The organism is Acinetobacter nosocomialis (assembly GCF_041021905.1).
GTDB lineage: Bacteria > Pseudomonadota > Gammaproteobacteria > Pseudomonadales > Moraxellaceae > Acinetobacter > Acinetobacter nosocomialis.
Window position 1 is genome coordinate 853,337 of sequence record NZ_CP157432.1, and the last position, 16,952, is coordinate 870,288.

General features: G+C 38.8%; 13 protein-coding genes. 11 read left to right on the plus strand and 2 right to left on the minus strand.

Annotated elements, in window-relative coordinates; translation table 11 throughout:
- The first annotated feature begins 65 nt into the window (after positions 1 to 65).
- From ABLC00_RS04035 to ABLC00_RS04060, 6 genes are all read left to right on the plus strand, one after another.
- Entirely contained in the window at positions 66 to 761 is a 696-nt protein-coding gene (locus tag ABLC00_RS04035) for a GntR family transcriptional regulator (RefSeq protein ID WP_001047228.1), read from the plus strand.
- 10 nt (positions 762 to 771) lie between these two features.
- Positions 772 to 4,221 carry a chromosome segregation protein SMC gene (gene smc / locus ABLC00_RS04040; protein ID WP_348941187.1) on the plus strand — a complete coding sequence of 1,150 codons (3,450 nt, stop codon included), beginning with the start codon at positions 772 to 774 and terminating at the stop codon, positions 4,219 to 4,221.
- A 1-nt stretch (position 4,222) separates the two neighbouring features.
- Complete coding sequence (locus tag ABLC00_RS04045) at positions 4,223 to 5,254, plus strand: cell division protein ZipA C-terminal FtsZ-binding domain-containing protein (RefSeq protein ID WP_033846734.1); 1,032 nt, start codon at positions 4,223 to 4,225, stop codon at positions 5,252 to 5,254.
- A gap of 94 nt (positions 5,255 to 5,348) precedes the next feature.
- Complete coding sequence (gene ligA / locus ABLC00_RS04050; RefSeq protein ID WP_033854327.1) at positions 5,349 to 7,385, plus strand: NAD-dependent DNA ligase LigA; 2,037 nt, start codon at positions 5,349 to 5,351, stop codon at positions 7,383 to 7,385.
- A gap of 254 nt (positions 7,386 to 7,639) precedes the next feature.
- Entirely contained in the window at positions 7,640 to 8,104 is a 465-nt protein-coding gene (bfr, locus tag ABLC00_RS04055; protein WP_348941189.1) for a bacterioferritin, read from the plus strand.
- Between the two features lie 293 nt (positions 8,105 to 8,397).
- Positions 8,398 to 9,591 carry an MFS transporter gene (locus ABLC00_RS04060; RefSeq protein ID WP_080775612.1) on the plus strand — a complete coding sequence of 398 codons (1,194 nt, stop codon included), beginning with the start codon at positions 8,398 to 8,400 and terminating at the stop codon, positions 9,589 to 9,591.
- Between the two features lie 67 nt (positions 9,592 to 9,658).
- Here ABLC00_RS04060 and ABLC00_RS04065 read toward each other — a convergent pair whose 3' ends face one another.
- Entirely contained in the window at positions 9,659 to 11,089 is a 1,431-nt protein-coding gene (locus ABLC00_RS04065; protein ID WP_033854328.1) for a trehalose-6-phosphate synthase, read from the minus strand.
- On the minus strand, positions 11,077 to 11,928 hold the full coding sequence (gene otsB, locus ABLC00_RS04070; RefSeq protein ID WP_033846739.1) for a trehalose-phosphatase: 852 nt from the start codon (positions 11,926 to 11,928) through the stop codon (positions 11,077 to 11,079). The genes ABLC00_RS04065 and otsB overlap by 13 nt, the downstream gene beginning before the upstream one ends.
- A gap of 354 nt (positions 11,929 to 12,282) precedes the next feature.
- Here otsB and ABLC00_RS04075 point away from each other — a divergent pair, with 354 nt between their 5' ends.
- From ABLC00_RS04075 to bioD, 5 genes are all read left to right on the plus strand, one after another.
- Positions 12,283 to 13,017 carry an alpha/beta fold hydrolase gene (locus tag ABLC00_RS04075; RefSeq protein WP_044423260.1) on the plus strand — a complete coding sequence of 245 codons (735 nt, stop codon included), beginning with the start codon at positions 12,283 to 12,285 and terminating at the stop codon, positions 13,015 to 13,017.
- Positions 13,018 to 13,107: 90 nt separating this feature from the next.
- Positions 13,108 to 14,388, plus strand: a complete 1,281-nt coding sequence (bioA, locus tag ABLC00_RS04080) for an adenosylmethionine--8-amino-7-oxononanoate transaminase (RefSeq protein WP_033846741.1) — start codon at positions 13,108 to 13,110, stop codon at positions 14,386 to 14,388.
- A gap of 1 nt (position 14,389) precedes the next feature.
- Positions 14,390 to 15,547, plus strand: coding sequence for an 8-amino-7-oxononanoate synthase (locus tag ABLC00_RS04085; RefSeq protein WP_033846742.1), 1,158 nt, complete (start codon positions 14,390 to 14,392; stop codon positions 15,545 to 15,547).
- On the plus strand, positions 15,544 to 16,293 hold the full coding sequence (gene bioC / locus ABLC00_RS04090) for a malonyl-ACP O-methyltransferase BioC (RefSeq protein WP_002050352.1): 750 nt from the start codon (positions 15,544 to 15,546) through the stop codon (positions 16,291 to 16,293). The genes ABLC00_RS04085 and bioC overlap by 4 nt, the downstream gene beginning before the upstream one ends.
- Complete coding sequence (gene bioD / locus ABLC00_RS04095) at positions 16,294 to 16,938, plus strand: dethiobiotin synthase (protein WP_002050388.1); 645 nt, start codon at positions 16,294 to 16,296, stop codon at positions 16,936 to 16,938. It abuts the gene before it with no gap.
- The last annotated feature ends 14 nt before the right edge of the window (positions 16,939 to 16,952 follow it).

Here is a 16,952-nt window from a genome sequence, read left to right on the forward strand (position 1 = left end):
CAGTTAAAAACAAGGATGCGAAAGAAAAGCATGGATTAATGCATATAAAAAGTAGCGGGTGATTTATGAATCTCGAAGAGACAGAGAGTCTTTCTGAGCAAATTGTCAAATATATTAGCGAACAGATTATTAGCGGCGAATTGGTCGAAGGCGAACGCATACAAGAGCTTCGTATTGCGAAAGAGCTTGATGTAAGTAGGGGGTCAGTTCGTGAAGCATTATTATTGCTTGAACGTACGCATCTTATTGAGATTTTTCCGCGTCGGGGTGCAATTGTTTCAGAAATGTCGGCACAACAAGTGAAAGCACTGTTTGATACAAATATGATGTTATTGGGGCATATTGTACAACGCATCAGTGAAACATGGCGCGCCCATGAAGCTGATCAATTACAGCTCTTGTTAGAACAGCTTCTTGAACATGTAAAAGCAGGCGATATCGAAAAATTCTACGATGCCATTTTCCAATATCTGGCTGAACAGCAAGATATGGTCGGTAATCCTTATTTAATGAAATTTTATAAAGAATTATTACCATCATTACGTCGTAGTTATTTTTTGACGCTAAATACCTCTAAAAGGGAACTGCAAGAAGCGTTTGCATTATTTAAACTCGTGACTGATGCAATTTTGATCCGAAAATCACAACAAGCCGCTTTATTTATGGAAGATTTTTGTCGACACTTACGTAACCTTGTGTTGGAATCGCTGACACGAATGAAACAGATTGAATTGGCTTGGGCGAGACGCTCACGCCGCTAGTTAGGGCATTATGCGTTTAAGCAGTTTAAAACTTTCCGGCTTTAAATCTTTTGCAGATAGTACAACTTTAAATTTTAAGGCGAACCGCACAGCAGTGGTTGGTCCAAATGGTTGTGGCAAATCCAATGTTATTGATGCGATCCGCTGGGTGATGGGGGAGTCAAACGCTCGTCAGCTGCGTGGTGGTAGCATGCAAGATGTTATTTTTACCGGAACATCCAAGCGTAAGCCAGTTGGTGTTGCCAGTGTAGAACTGCGTTTTGACAATACCTATGGCAAATTAGGTGGAGCTTATAACGCTTATAATGAGCTCGCAGTTCGTCGTCAGGTAACTCGCGAAGGTAAATCTGAGTATTTCTTAAATGGTACACGTTGTCGCCGCCGTGATATTACTGACATTTTCTTGGGAACAGGGTTAGGGCCATGCTCTTACGCAGTCATTGAACAAGGCATGATCAACCGCTTGGTTGATGCCAAACCTGAAGAAATGCGTATTTTCATTGAGGAGGCAGCAGGTGTTTCGCGTTATCAGGCGCGTCGCCGCGAAACCTTGCAGCACCTTGAACATACGGAGCAAAACCTTTCACGCTTGGAAGATATTGCGCTTGAGTTAAAATCACAACTCAAAACACTTAAGCGTCAGTCAGAAGCAGCGGTTCAATATAAAACGTTAGAAAGCCAGATTCGTACACTCAAAATTGAAATTTTGTCTTTTCAGGCAGAGAAAAGTGTACGCCTACAAGAAGAATATACGGTTCAAATGAACGAACTGGGGGAAACATTTAAATTAGTTCGTTCTGAGCTAAGTACGATTGAACATGATTTAGAATCGACCAGTGCTTTATTTCAGAGACTTATTCAGCAATCTTCACCACTACAACAAGAATGGCAACAAGCTGAAAAAAAATTGTCTGAACTTAAAATGACTCTAGAACAAAAACAGAGTTTATTTCAGCAAAACAGTACAACTCTTGTTCAATTAGAACAACAAAAAGCTCAGACGAAAGAGCGTTTACAACTTTCCGAACTACAGCTTGAAACACTGAATAGTCAGTTAGAAGAACAAACTGAAGCTTTAACGGCAATTGAGCATACAGCAGCTGAAGCAGAGCAAAATTTTGCCGGTTTACAATCACAGCAGCGGCAAGCGCAGCAACAATTTGAGCAAGTAAAAGCTCAGGTTGAAAAACAACAGCAGCAAAAAATGCAAATGTCTGCTCAAATCGAGCAATTAGGCAAAAATGTTCAGCGTATTGAACAGCAAAAAGAAACACTGCAACATCAAGCCAACCAGATCCAATCGCAAGTACATGAAGATGAACAAGGCGAGCTTGAGCAACTGCAACAGCAGCTTTGTCGTGAAATCTCGACCTTAGAGGCTGATATTGAGAAGTATGTGCAACAGATTGAACAGTCTCAACAAGCGCATCAGGCAACTAAAAATCAGCAACAAGTACTGAAAACTGAAATACAAGTTTTATTATCTGAGCAGAAAAACTTAAACCAGCTTGTTGCTAAACAAAGTCCAAAGCAAAACCAAGATACGCTACGTTTAATGCAGGCTCTAGAGTTAACGGAGCAGGGTAAGCCACATGCACAGATTATTGAAAAGTTTTTAGCAAAATGGTTGCAGGCACATATTGTTGAAACTGAACAAGCCTTTCAGGAAGGAATTGCTCGCCAGTTAAAACCTTCAGAGCAATCAAGCAAATTTAAGGGCAACCTGACTTGCTTGAATGATTGGATTGCGTCACCGCAGCTTTCAATATTTTCCAATGTGGCGATTGCACAAGATTTATCTCATGCTTTAAATGAACAAAAGCAATTGCAACATGGCCAGTCTATTTTGACTTTAGATGGTTATCATGTTGGGCAAGATTGGGTAATTGCTCTTATGTATGATGACGAAAGTCAAAGTGCGCAAGGTATGCTCAGTCATCGTATTCGTCTAGACGAAATTGAACAAGTTCTTCACAAGCAGCAACCTGAACTACAAGCATTAGATGAAACGGTAGTTCAGGAAAAAGAAAAACTTACACAGCTACAAGCTGACTTACAGCAGAAACAACAAACCATTAAACAAAAGCAAAAAGACTTGCAACAGCTAGATGTTCAAATTGCTAAACAGCAAACAGCAGCACAAGCATTTTTATTGCAAAAACAACAATTGAAAGATCAACTCGCTCAGTTAGATATGCAGCTTGAAGAAGATGCAATGCAAAAAGACGATCTTGAAATTGATTTGCATGCATTAGCAATGAAGCTTGAAACCATTTTACCTGACTATAAAACTTTGCAATTTCAGGTAGAAGAATTAACAGAGCAGCTTGAAGAACAGCAACAAGTCTTACAACAGCAACAACAAGAACGTGAGATTTTACGCCGTAATAGTACGCAGACAACTCAACAGATTGAGCTACTTGAAAAAGATATTTCGTTCTTGCAGAGCCAATATCAACAAATTACAGCGCAAATGGAACAGGCGAAAAAGTTTGTTGAACCTATTCAGTTAGAGTTGCCAAACCTTGAGTCAGAGTTTCAACAACAATTTGCTCAAACCGAAAAGCTGCAAAAGACATGGAATGAATGGCAGATTGAGCTTAATAGTGTTCAAGAGAAGCAACAAACGCTTACAGACCAACGTCATCAATACCAACAGCAAGATGAAAAGCTTAGAGAGCAACTTGAAGCCAAACGTTTAGCATGGCAAGCAGCTAAGTCTGATCGTGAGCACTATCAAGAACAGCTCAAAGAGTTAAATGCCGAGCTTCAAACGGGCTTGAAAATAGATTTAACCGACCACCAGCAAAAACTGGAAAAAGTACAGAAACAGTTTGAAAAAATCGGTGCAGTTAACTTAGCTGCTTCACAAGAGTTTGAAGAGGTTTCTCAGCGTTTTGATGAGTTGAGCCATCAAATTCAAGACTTGGAAAATACGGTAACTCAGTTAAAAGATGCGATGAAGAGCATTGACCAAGAAACCCGTAAGTTGTTTATGTCGACTTTTGATCAGATTAATCAAGAGTTACAAAATCTATTTCCAAAAGTTTTTAATGGTGGTGAAGCCAGTTTAAGTCTTGAGGATGATTGGCAATCTGGGGTTAAGCTCATGGCAAGGCCACCGGGTAAGAAAAACAGTTCTCTAGCATTACTTTCCGGTGGAGAAAAAGCATTAACAGCGTTAGCATTAGTATTTGCTATTTTCAGGTTAAATCCGGCACCGTTTTGTGTACTCGATGAAGTGGACGCTCCACTCGACGATGCGAATGTACAGAGATATTGTAATTTGGTAAAAGAGCTTTCTGAACATGTACAATTCATTTACATTACACATAATAAGCTGGCGATGACCATGGCAACTGACTTGTTGGGTGTAACCATGCCTGAACCGGGTACATCAAAATTAGTCACTGTCAATTTAGAACAGGCAAAAGAATACGGGTTAGTTTCGGAGTCATAGAATGGAAATCAATACGATTATTGGCATCGTTGTTGCCATTATTATCATGCTAATTGGCTTAAGAATGATTTTAAAAAAGCCGAACCATGCTGAACCCTCGCTAGACAGTGATTTACATATTAATCCTGAAAGTAATCAACCAGTTATCCCTCGTCATGTGCGAGATCAACTTGAACAGCCAGAAGTTGCTGTTACGTCAGCAGCCGTTGCTGAACGCGTGGAACCAACTTTAAGCGAGCAGGAACAGCCAAAAGAAAAGGAAACAAAAGAACTAGAACAGGCTTCCCAAGCTCAAACAGTCCAGACACAAGTACCCGTTGAAAATACGCCAGTAGAAGAAGTTAAAGCTGAAGAAAATACTGTTAGCCCAACTGTAAGTGAAAATAGTTCAGTTGAGTTAGTTGATACCGTTTCTGCTGAACCAGAAGTTGTTGGCTCATCAGAAGAAAAAGTGATAGAAGAGCATTCTAAAGCAGAACCTGAATTAAGCTTAAATCCGAATATTGAAACGGCTGAAATTGCCGAGTTTGAAGGTGAAAGTAATATTCTGGATGTACATCTACATGAGCAACAGCGTTTTGACGACGAAAGTGCATTAGCAATGGCTGAACAGATTATTGCATTAAATGTCTATCCAAATCCGCGCCGTGCATTATCGGGCGATAAAGCACTGAAAGTACTTTTAAAATATGGTTTACGTTACGGTGAAATGTCTTGTTTCCATCGTTATGAAAATACAGATGAACCAAGTGCACTCATGTTCTCTGTACTTCGTATGACCGATAATGGTCCTGCTGGTTTCGATTTAGAAACTTTATCTACTGAACAAGTTCAAGGCTTGGCATTTTTCCTTGCACTTCCAAACAGTAAAGCCGTGACAGGTTTTGACATGATGACCAGTATTGCAGGCCTGATTGCTCGTGAAATTGATGGTAAGGTTTATGATGAAAATAATCTTGAATTTACGCCGCAGTTAAAAGAACATTGGCGCCATCATGTGATTGATTATCGTCCAGCACAGGCAACAGCCTAGTTTAAATTTTTGGTATAGGTTGCGATAATTGCAAAATATCTAGTCGCAGCTCAGGGTGGAGAAATTTCCACCCTTTTTTATGGTGAATAAAATAATGGCAATAACTTCCGTGATCGAACAGATGCGTCAGCTTATTCAACTGATTGCAAAGCATAACCATGCCTACTATGTTATGGATCAGCCGACAATCTCGGACAGTGAATATGATCATTTATTTCATCAGTTAAAAGCTTTAGAAGAGCAATATCCGGAACTTGTACAAACCGATTCACCAACTACGAAAGTAGGTGGTCAAGCGCTTTCAAAATTTGAGACTGTGACGCATGTGGTGCCAATGCTTTCACTTGGTAACGTATTTAACCAAGAAGATTTATTTGCATTTGCACGCCGTGTAGAAGAGCGACTACCAAACCAGAAAGTACAATATGAAGTTGAGTTAAAACTCGATGGTCTTGCGATTTCACTATGGTATGAAAATGGCGTACTGGTTCGTGGTGTAACTCGTGGGGATGGTGAAACTGGCGAAGATATTACTCAAAACGTTAAAACCATTCGTAACTTACCTAAAGTTCTGCATTCAGAAAAATATGAAATACCTCGTCTACTTGAAGTACGGGGCGAAGTACTCATGCCCAAGTCTGGTTTTGAAAAACTCAATGCCGATCAGGAAGCAAAAGGGGAAAAAACCTTCGCTAACCCTCGAAACGCAGCTGCAGGAAGTTTAAGACAACTTGATCCAAATATTGCTGCTGGCCGACCTTTGGCATTTTACGCGTATGGAATTGCACAATGTGAACCAAATCATGGCCTCACCACTATGCATGATAGCTTGCAATGGTTAACGGAACTTGGATTCCAAATTGCTGAGCGTCAGTACTTGTGTAATTCAATTCAAGAAGTACAGCAGCGTTATGAGCAAATTCAGCAAGAACGTCCAAGCCTCCAAGTTGAAATTGATGGCATGGTCGTAAAGGTCGATGACTTAAAACAACAACAGCAGCTTGGTTTCTTAAGCCGAGAACCACGCTGGGCAACCGCTTATAAATTCCCTGCACAAGCCGCTCTTACGACTGTTGAGCAAATTGACTGGCAAGTAGGGCGTACAGGGACTTTAACGCCTGTAGCACGCTTAAACCCTGTTTTTGTGGGTGGTGTGACTGTCTCTAACGTGACTTTGCATAATATTGGAGAAATTCACCGTCTAGATGTACGCGTTGGAGATACTGTAAGTGTTTACCGTACGGGTGACGTAATTCCTAAAGTAGAAAAAGTTTGGCCAGAGTTCCGTCCTGCTGAAGCAGAAGTTGTTCATTTACCAGAGTCCTGCCCAGTATGTGCATCTCCTGTAGTGATGCCTGAAGGTGAGGCTCTCGCACGTTGTTCAGGCGGTTTATATTGTGCTGCACAGCGTATTGAAGCCATTCGCCACTTTGTATCGCGTAAAGCGATGGATATCGAAGGTTTGGGAGATCGTTGGGTAGAATCTTTATTACGTCTCGATTTACTTAAAGATGTGGCTGATATTTACCATTTGCATGAACACAGAGAAACACTGTTGGGCATTGAAAAAATGGGAGAAAAGTCAGTACAGAACTTAATAGATGCGATCGAAGTAAGTAAGAAAACAACTCTAGCACGTTTTATTTATGCCTTAGGTATTCGTGGAGTAGGTGAAACAACGGCTAGAATGTTAGCAAATACCTTCCAAACGCTTGAGGCCCTTAAAGCTGCGAATGTAGAAGCTTTGAAGAAAACCCCAGATGTAGGGGATATTACAGCAGAGTGGATTGCTGATTTCTTCTTGGCACCGCATAACATTGAAGTACTTGATCGTTTAATTGTCGCGGGTATTCATTGGGATGCGCCAACTGCACCAACACGCCAGCCCTTAAATGGTGAAAGCTGGGTACTTACAGGCACATTAGAGCAAATGACTCGTGATCAGGCCACTCAAATGCTACAAGCATTAGGGGCGCGCGTAAGCGGTAGCGTATCAAGCAAAACGAAGTGTGTGGTTGCAGGTGAAAAGGCCGGTTCAAAATTAGAAAAAGCTGCGAAATTAGGTATTCCTGTCATGAATGAAACAGATTTCTTATCACTCATGGCGAGTTATGGGCAGACTTTGAGCTAAAAGACTTAGCGAAATAAGAACCATTGATTTTAGTTACAAATTTATAAATTGATGGTTTATGCCATATTTGAACGCTTGTCTGAGCCTATAAATCGGACAAGCGTTTCTTTTTGCAAAGGAAATTTAAATAACTTAAACTGCAAATGCGTATGTTTCTCATTTTAATTTGATAAAAATCATAAACTTAACTATTTTTTATTTTGCAATCATTTTTAAGTTTGCCCATAATAGACTCATACGATAGGAGATTTATTATGCGTGGCAATCCAGAAGTCATAGACTATTTAAATATGCTCATTGGCGGAGAGTTGGCTGCCCGTGATCAATATTTAATCCATTCTCGTATGTATGAAGATTGGGGTCTAAACAAGATTTATGAGCGTATTGACCATGAGATGCAAGAAGAAGCTTCTCATGCCGATGCAATCATTCGTCGTGTATTGTTTTTAGGTGCCAAACCAAACATGCACCGTGAAGATATCAATGTTGGTACAGACGTTGTATCTTGCTTAAAAGCTGATTTAGCACTTGAATATCATGTGCGTGAAAAATTAGCGACAGGTATTAAACTTTGTGAAGAAAAAGGCGACTACATCAGTCGTGACATGTTACGTCAACAATTATCAGATACTGAAGAAGACCATACTTATTGGCTTGAAAAACAGTTGTGTTTAATTGAACTGATTGGCCTGCAAAATTATATTCAGTCTCAAATTTAATGATGTGAAAAACCCAGCTTAAGCTGGGTTTTTTATTTGCTTATTTTAATAAAATGAAGTCAATGATTAGATGTTAATAATGTCAAATTGAATATATTCAAAGCCTTACTATATAAGGCTTTGGCAGTTACAAAAAAGTCAGAAAATTTGTATCAGACCCCATGTTTTTTTTGTGGAATTGGATATAATTTCGCCAACAAAAACCCTTGCCTGGAACTTAATAAGGCAGGGGTTTTTCTATGGGGAATCGGTTGGTATGGATCGCCAATGGTTTTATGGTGAGCTTCGCGTATATGTTATTTTCCAAACCTGCTGTTTTAGATACAGCTACTCTCTTAAGCACACAACGATTAGCAACTCGTCTTAGCTTTTTTAGCTTGGGCTTTGCGATATCTGCTTGGGCACCACTCATTCCTTATGCACAGCAACGTTTAAACCTAAATCATGCAAATTTTGGTTTATTGCTGCTTTGTATGGGAATCGGCTCAATGATTGCTATGCCTGCGACAGGGGCTTTAGTTAAGCGTTGGGGATGTCGTCCATTAATTGCTATGGCGACCATACTCTTAATGGTATTACTACCAAGTTTAACGATCTGGCATAGTCTTGTATCGATGGCTGTGGCGTTATTTATTTTTGGTACAGCAGCAGGCAGCCTTGGCGTTGCTATTAATTTGCAGGCAGTTGTGGTGGAAAAACACAGCTTACGTGCGCTTATGTCTAGTTTCCATGGTATGTGCAGCCTTGGTGGTTTAATAGGCGCCATGCTCGTCACCACGCTACTAGCAATTGGCCTTTCACCACTCATGAGTACGCTATCTGTGGTCATGATTTTAATGGTCGTGAGCTTTGTTGCTATTCCATCTGCTTTAACAACATTTGAGCAAGATGAACAAGGTGCAGCTGAAATAACTGACGCACCTAAAAAAACTTCGCGCCCGAATGGTGCGATCCTGTTGATTGGAATGATGTGTTTTATTGCTTTCTTGTCAGAAGGTGCAGCAATGGACTGGGGTGGTATTTATTTGACCAGTAAATATCATCTTAACCCTGCTTTTGCTGGGCTGGCCTATACTTTCTTCGCGCTTAGTATGACAAGTGGTCGTTTTGCAGGGCATCTCTTGTTAAAACAATGGGGTGAGAAAACTATTGTGACTTATAGTGCAATTGTTGCAGCCCTTGCTATGGTTACTATTGTGATGGCACCTGTTTGGCAAGTTGTCGTATTGGGTTATGCACTTTTGGGTTTAGGCTGTTCTAATATTGTACCAGTCATGTTCTCTCGTGTTGGACGCCAAAATGATATGCCGAAGGCTGCGGCACTATCTTTAGTGTCAACGATTGCTTATACAGGTTCATTAAGTGGTCCCGCCTTAATTGGCTTGATTGGCCAGTGGACCAGTCTAACCACAGTGTTATCTGGGGTAGCGGTTTTATTAACTATGATTGCCATACTCAATCGCTTTACTCTTGTAAAGGCAAAATAACTTAAGTCAATTTACCAACCGATAGAACATCGAGAAAAACTTCTCGATGTTCTATAAGCTTAAATCATTACAAAACATGATAAGTGGGTTGATACTTGTCTTGTAATGACAACTTAGTCTTCGTAAAGGTTGGAGCATTTTCAAGATCTTTCAAGAAATTATTTCTCCAATCGCTAAGGTCAGTGGCTGCCAGACCTTCTATTAACTGTTCATAACGATTAATACGTTCAGCTTTAGGCATCTCTAGAGCGGTTTTTAGAGTATCCATCATCGCTGCCCGATCTAATGGGTCAACAATTAAGGCCTGAGTCATTTGCTCAGCAGCACCGGCATATTTAGATAAGATCAGCACACCTGGGTTCTCTGAATCTTGAGCCGCAATATATTCTTTTGCGACCAAGTTCATACCATCCCGTAATGAGCTAATCCAGCAAATATCAGAGCGACGATAAATATGCATGAGACTGTCATGTTGAACAGTGTCGTAGCAACAATCAATTGGACGCCAGTCTTCGTGTGCAAACTCTTCATTAATCAGTTCTAACTTAGTTTTAAAACGTTGGTATAAGCGTTGATAAGCCGGAATATCTGTACGTGAAGGTGTTGCAACTTGAAGGTGGCGTACCAGTCCATGATATTCAGGGTTAGTTTCCAAGAAGGTCGCAAATGCATTGAAGCGTTCAAGCAGACCTTTTGAATAATCAATCCGGTCAACGCCAATAATGGTTTTTTGACGTGGTATATCTTCAAAGTTAAATACATAGGGAGTATGAAATGCCTGTTGTGCTTGGCGCTGAATAAGTTCTGGTTGCACGCCAATAGGGTAGGACTTTATGAGTACTTGACGTTTTTTATAGCTGATTCGGTCACTTAATATTTTTTGAGCTTCAAGTAAGCCCATACACGTTTGCATACAGGTGTTTTGATCGGCTTGGGTTTGTAGGCCAACTACATCATATTGGCAAAGGTCTTGTACCAACTGCAGTGCAACTGGAATTTTGCGCCAAATGTTTAAGCTTGCGAAAGGAATATGCAAAAAGAAACCGATTTTATTTTGCATACCTAATTCACGACAATGACGAGCTACACTAAAAAAGTGATAGTCATGTACCCAAATCAGATCATCAGGCTGAGCAATCTCTTTTAATTTTTCAGCAAATAAACGGTTAACCCTTTGGTAAGTATTATATTCTTCAGCATCATATTCGATCAGTTCATCTCGATCATGCATGGCAGGCCATAAAACTTTGTTAGCAAAACCGCAGTAGTACTGTGCATATTGCTGATGTGTAAGAGGGCAGGTAATGTAGTCAATTCCATGAGAATATGCCTGATCGAATTCAGGCGCTTCAGTATCGGTAATTTGCTGACCGTTCCAGCCTAACCAAATGCCGTTACTGTCATTTAATGCGTCTTGTACAGCTACTGCAAGGCCACCTGCGGAGGCCTTACCTGATGGCATACTTATTCGATTCGATAACACGATTAATTTAGACATATTTGTTCTCCATTCTGATCTTGACTATTTTTGACGTATAACTTTTTTATTTTTTCTAGAAAGAAAAAAAGAAAATTAGAAACGCTGTTAATATCTTTTAATCTATATTGAGCTTCTGTTTCACCAGAACCTACTTTAATTGAAGTGCCAAATTGTTGATTAATAAAAGTGAAACCCGATTCATCCGTTAAATCATCTCCAATAAATATTGGATGAATTAATGGTAAATTAAGATGGTCTAATATTGTTTGAATTGCTTTACCTTTATCTGCCTGTTTAGGTAATAACTCAATGACAAATTTACCTCTGTTTAATTTTAATTGAGGATAGAAATATTTAATTTGTTGCATAATATAAAATGCATTATCTTCTAATTCTGGTTTTTTTCGATAATGTAAAGCAATAGAATGTCCTTTATCCTCAATTAATAAATCGGGATATTTTTCACAAGATTTTATAATATCTTCTTTTAATTTTTTGAAATTAATATTGCTTAAATCTGGACGAATATAATTGTCGGAATCAAAATAAATATCTAAACCATGTAAGCCAGCTATAGGAATTTCAATAGACTGAAATAGCTTACTAGCTGTTTCAACATCACGTCCTGTTACAGCAATCACTGGTATATTTAATTCAATAATTTTTTTTATAACTTCTAATGTAGTATTAGGTATAAAACTATGCTCAGGATGAATTTGAAATGGAGCTAATGTTCCATCAATATCCAGAAATAAACAATAATTTTGATCTACAGGTAAGGTATTTATAATATCGTTGGGTGTAACAAAATATGTATCTTTTTCTCTCCCGTCAGATATTTCACTTTGAGTATTCATATTAATCTGCCCATTATTTTGATCATTAATTAATCTTCTAACATTAAAATGAATTGATGAGTCATTTTTTTTAATAAAAAAACATAAGTATTAACATTAATTACATTGCACAATGGATTTATGGGTGAAGTGTGGATTATGTTGTTTTTTGATTTGCTTCAATGTTTAGATAATTAAAGTTTTGTATATTTCATATAAATATTTTAGCTCTTGTATATCAATATATTTCAGAATATTTATTGACTATAAATGTCTGATTTTACTTTTTGAAATTCAAGCGTTCTGTTGATTTTAAAAGATATTTAGAATTGAACTTCATATATAATCTTCCTAAAGTTGACTGTGGATAGGCACATGAAGTTACAAAATAAAATTTTATTGATTACAGGGTGGGGAGTAGGTATAGAACCTCTGCAATCGTTAAAATTAGGTTTGAATAAATTTGGCTATGACACACAACTGATTAATATTTTTAATCTTTTAGATAGTAGCTTTCAAGCACAGCTTGATTTAGTGGCTGAAGTTGATGTGGTAATAGGCTGGTCCTTAGGTGGGCAGTTAGCAACTCAACTGGTTGATATTTTTTACAAGCAAACAGGGCAAACAAAAACTTTAATTACGCTCGCGTCGAATCCTTGTTTTGTTGCTCATGATAATTGGCAAACTGCAATGCCTGCTGATGTATTTAGTCAATTTAAAGGGTCTTTTTTACAAAACCCACAAGCCACTTTAAAGCGTTTTTATTATTTGATTACACTTGGCTCATCTCAAGCGAAACAAGATTGGATGAGCGTACAAAATATCGCAAATCCACCCGTACAGGAAATACTGGTAGACGGTTTAAAAATGCTAGAACAGTTAAACTTGGTAGATAACTTGAAAAATTATCCAGGTCTACAGCTTCACCTGTTTGCTGAACAAGATAATGTCATTCCTTGCAAAATTATCGATAATTTTAAGGATTTCGCTACAGAAAACATGACTTATAAGTTGCTAAAAGACGCTACACACGCTTTTCCTTACTTGCAGGCTGAAAGAACAATTGAAGAAATCTGCCAATTTTTAACAATTCATCAGCAAAGTTCATAAGCTTTGGTTGATCTCGCAATTTTCTTTCATTCTTAACAGGTTTAACATGTGCTAAATGAAAGATTTGATTGCTGTAAAAGGGTATAGAGGATGACCGATAATTTTGATTTGGAACATATTTGGCATCCATATACTTCAATGACCCAACCTTTACCAACATTTAAAGTGAAGCGTGCCTATGGGGCAACGATTGAACTTGATGATGGTAGAACTTTAATTGATGGTATGTCGTCTTGGTGGTGTGCAATTCACGGCTATAATCACCCTGAACTTAATCAGGCAGTGACCGATCAACTACAAAACATGTCACATATCATGTTTGGTGGCTTAACTCATGATCCTGCTATTGAACTTGGCAAAATTCTTTTAAAAATTACACCACCGAGTCTCGATAAAATTTTTTATGCAGATTCAGGATCGGTTGCCGTTGAAGTGGCTTTGAAAATGGCTGTGCAATTCTGGACAGCACAAGGCCAACCACAAAAAACAAATTTTATTACTACACGTTCTGGTTATCACGGTGATACTTGGAATGCGATGTCTGTGTGTGATCCTGTGACAGGCATGCATCAGATTTTTGGTACAAGTTTACCGAACCGTCTTTTTGTAGCAGCACCGCAAACCAAATTTCATGAAGAGTGGAACCAAGAAGATATTGCCGAGCTAGAGCAAGCTATTCAGCAAAATCATGAAAACCTGGCTGCACTTATTATTGAGCCGATTGTCCAAGGTGCAGGGGGCATGCGCTTTTATCATCCTGAATATTTACGTCAGGCTAAAGCGCTTTGTGAAAAATATCATCTGTTATTAATTTTGGATGAAATTGCCACTGGTTTTGGTCGTACAGGTAAGCTCTTTGCTTGGGAACATGCTCAAGTCGAGCCGGATATTATGTGCCTAGGTAAAGGGTTAACGGGCGGTTATATGACTTTGTCTGCGACTTTAACGACAAAGCATGTAGCAGAAACCATTAGTCGCGGTGAGGCTGGGGTATTTATGCACGGCCCAACTTTTATGGCCAATCCACTCGCTTGTGCCGTTGCTTTAAAAAGTACGCAATTATTAATTGAGCAAGATTGGCAGGCCAATATTAAGCGAATTGAGCAACAGCTTAGCCAATATCTAGCACCTTTAAGCCAGCTTGATTATGTTGCTGATGTAAGAGTGCTCGGGGCGATTGGTGTGGTAGAACTCACCTTTAATGTTGATATGAAAACTTTACAGCAACAATTTGTAGAGCGTGGAATCTGGATTCGTCCTTTTGGAAAATTAGTTTATGTCATGCCGCCTTATGTCATCACTCAGCAAGAGTTAAGTGACTTGCTCGAACAGTTGGTTGAAGTAGTTAAAACGATGCAGAGGGCACATTAAGATGTCATTGCTCGATCATTTTGCTACAGAGTTAGATGAGTTAAAACGACAAGGTAACTTCAGACAATTTACCCAAAATGTGCAGCATGGTCGTTTTATTACGATTCAAAATAAAACGATGCTTAACTTGGCTTCAAATGACTATCTTGGTTTGGCAGCTGATATCAATCTTCGTCAAGAGTTTTTAGATAGCTATCCATTAGAACGCAGCTATTTTAGTTCTTCATCTTCACGTTTATTAACGGGCAATTTTGATGAATATGAACAGTTGGAAAATAGCCTAAGCCAAGCATTTGGTGGTCGGGCGGCTCTATTATTCAATAGTGGCTACCATATGAATATTGGTATTTTGCCCGCTGTTGCTGATAGTAAAACTTTAATTTTGGCAGATAAGTTAGTTCATGCCAGTATGATTGATGGGATCCGTTTGTCTGGTGCCCAGTATGTACGGTATCGACATAATGATTTACAGCATTTAGAGCAACTTCTACAAAAGTATCATGATGATGACAAGATTGAACGAATCATTGTGGTCACAGAAAGTATTTTTAGTATGGATGGTGATGAAACGGATTTAACCGCTTTAGTCCAGCTTAAAAAACGTTTTGCTAAAACCATGCTATATGTCGATGAAGCGCATTCAATTGGCGTACGAGGACAGCAAGGTTTAGGGTGCGCTGAACAATATAATGTAATTCAGGAAATTGATTTTCTAGTTGGTACCTTAGGTAAAGCATTAGCAGCAGTCGGTGGTTATATTATTTGCCATCCAATTATTAAAGATTATCTCATTAACAAAATGCGCCCACTTATTTTTAGTACCGCTCAACCTCCGATTGTTATGGCTTGGGCAAATTTTATTTTTCAAAAAGTATTAGTGGCTCAACCTCAGCGTGAACACTTAAAAAATATTAGCCAATATCTTCAACAAGCAGTGGTACAAAAGGGTTATCTGAGCCCATCGACCAGCCATATTATTCCAGTGATTGTGGGAGAAAGTCAGGCTGCTATCGATAAGGCGAAACAGGTTCAGGAAAGCGGCTTTTATGCCATGCCTGTACGCCCACCAACAGTACCTAAAAATAGTTCGCGTTTACGTATTTCTTTAACGTCAATGGTCGAGCAACACGAGCTTGAAGCACTGGTGAGTTTTCTGTGAGTCTGAATAAAAATTTAGTTGCCGAGCGTTTTGCTAAAGCAGGTCAAAGCTATTCAGAGCACGCAGTTGTTCAAAAACAAATTTGTCAAAATTTAACAAGCTTACTCAAGCAGTTTTGCCCAAGCAAGATACGACGTGTTTTTGAAATTGGTTGTGGTTCTGGTAATTTAACTCGTCTGCTTGTTGAAGCTTTTCAAATTGAAGATTTAATTTTGAATGATTTGTACTCAGAGGTGCAGGAGCACTTCAATCATGAAGAGCATTTAAAATGGTTAATTGGAGATGTTGAAACCTTAGAACTCCCTCAGCAGCTCGATATGATTGTTTCAGGTTCTGCCTTGCAATGGATGCAGGATTTGCCGCTTTTGCTGAAGCGTTGTAATGATGTTTTAACTGACAGTGGTTGGCTATGCTTTTCAACATTTGGCCCTAAGAACCTCATTGAAATTAAAGAGCTAACCGGACAAGGTTTAAATTATTGGAATCTTGAAAGTTGGAACAGTGCCTTAACTCAGGCTGGTTTTGAAGTTCTGTATCTATCTGAGTCAGAAACTCAGCTCTATTTCGATTTACCTAAAGCTGTATTACAACATTTAAAAGCGACTGGTGTAACAGCGACAGCGCAGCACCGTTGGACGAAGCAAACTTTACAGCAGTTTTATCAAGATTATGATCGGTATAAGCACGCCGAGGGATATGCCCTAACATATCACCCAATTTATTGTATTGCCCGGAGAATGAAGTAAATGAGTGGTCAGATCTATTTTGTCAGTGGGATTGATACCGAAATTGGTAAAACCTACGCGACAGGTTTTTTAGCAAAATTATGGACTGAGCAGGGTAAAAAAGTAATTACCCAAAAACTCATTCAAACAGGTAATGCTGATATTTCTGAAGATATTGAAAAGCATCGTGAAATTATGGGGCAAGGTTGGTTTCAAGAAGATCACGATAAGCTGACTATGCCCGAAATTTTTAGTTATCCTGCTTCACCTCATTTAGCAACGCGACTTGATAACCGAGAAATCGATTTTCAAAAAATTGAAAATGCGACTCAAACATTAGCTGAGCGTTTTGAAATTGTATTATTAGAAGGGGCGGGTGGCTTAATGGTGCCCTTAACCACCAGTTTACTCACCATTGATTATGTTGCTCAGCATCAGTTTCCTGTTATTTTGGTGACATCTGGTCGTCTAGGAAGTATTAACCATACTTTGCTTAGTCTCGAAGCACTTAAGTCACGCGGTCTGAAATTAAAAGCTTTGGTTTATAACTTAAAAGATGAATCAAAAGATCCATTAATTTCGCAGGATACTTCAAATTATTTAAAGAACTACTTAGCTATTCATTTTCCAGAAGCTGAATGGATTGAACTAGCAAAAATGAATTAATTGAAATTAAATAA

Bases quoted from the DNA above. Each gene is read 5' to 3' on its own strand.
- ABLC00_RS04035 (WP_001047228.1), top strand. From the start codon at position 66: ATGAATCTCGAAGAGACAGAGAGTCTTTCTGAGCAAATTGTCAAATAT.
- smc (WP_348941187.1), top strand. From the start codon at position 772: ATGCGTTTAAGCAGTTTAAAACTTTCCGGCTTTAAATCTTTTGCAGAT.
- ABLC00_RS04045 (WP_033846734.1), top strand. From the start codon at position 4,223: ATGGAAATCAATACGATTATTGGCATCGTTGTTGCCATTATTATCATG.
- ligA (WP_033854327.1), top strand. From the start codon at position 5,349: ATGGCAATAACTTCCGTGATCGAACAGATGCGTCAGCTTATTCAACTG.
- bfr (WP_348941189.1), top strand. From the start codon at position 7,640: ATGCGTGGCAATCCAGAAGTCATAGACTATTTAAATATGCTCATTGGC.
- ABLC00_RS04060 (WP_080775612.1), top strand. From the start codon at position 8,398: ATGTTATTTTCCAAACCTGCTGTTTTAGATACAGCTACTCTCTTAAGC.
- ABLC00_RS04065 (WP_033854328.1), bottom strand. From the start codon at position 11,089: ATGTCTAAATTAATCGTGTTATCGAATCGAATAAGTATGCCATCAGGT.
- otsB (WP_033846739.1), bottom strand. From the start codon at position 11,928: ATGAATACTCAAAGTGAAATATCTGACGGGAGAGAAAAAGATACATAT.
- ABLC00_RS04075 (WP_044423260.1), top strand. From the start codon at position 12,283: ATGAAGTTACAAAATAAAATTTTATTGATTACAGGGTGGGGAGTAGGT.
- bioA (WP_033846741.1), top strand. From the start codon at position 13,108: ATGACCGATAATTTTGATTTGGAACATATTTGGCATCCATATACTTCA.
- ABLC00_RS04085 (WP_033846742.1), top strand. From the start codon at position 14,390: ATGTCATTGCTCGATCATTTTGCTACAGAGTTAGATGAGTTAAAACGA.
- bioD (WP_002050388.1), top strand. From the start codon at position 16,294: ATGAGTGGTCAGATCTATTTTGTCAGTGGGATTGATACCGAAATTGGT.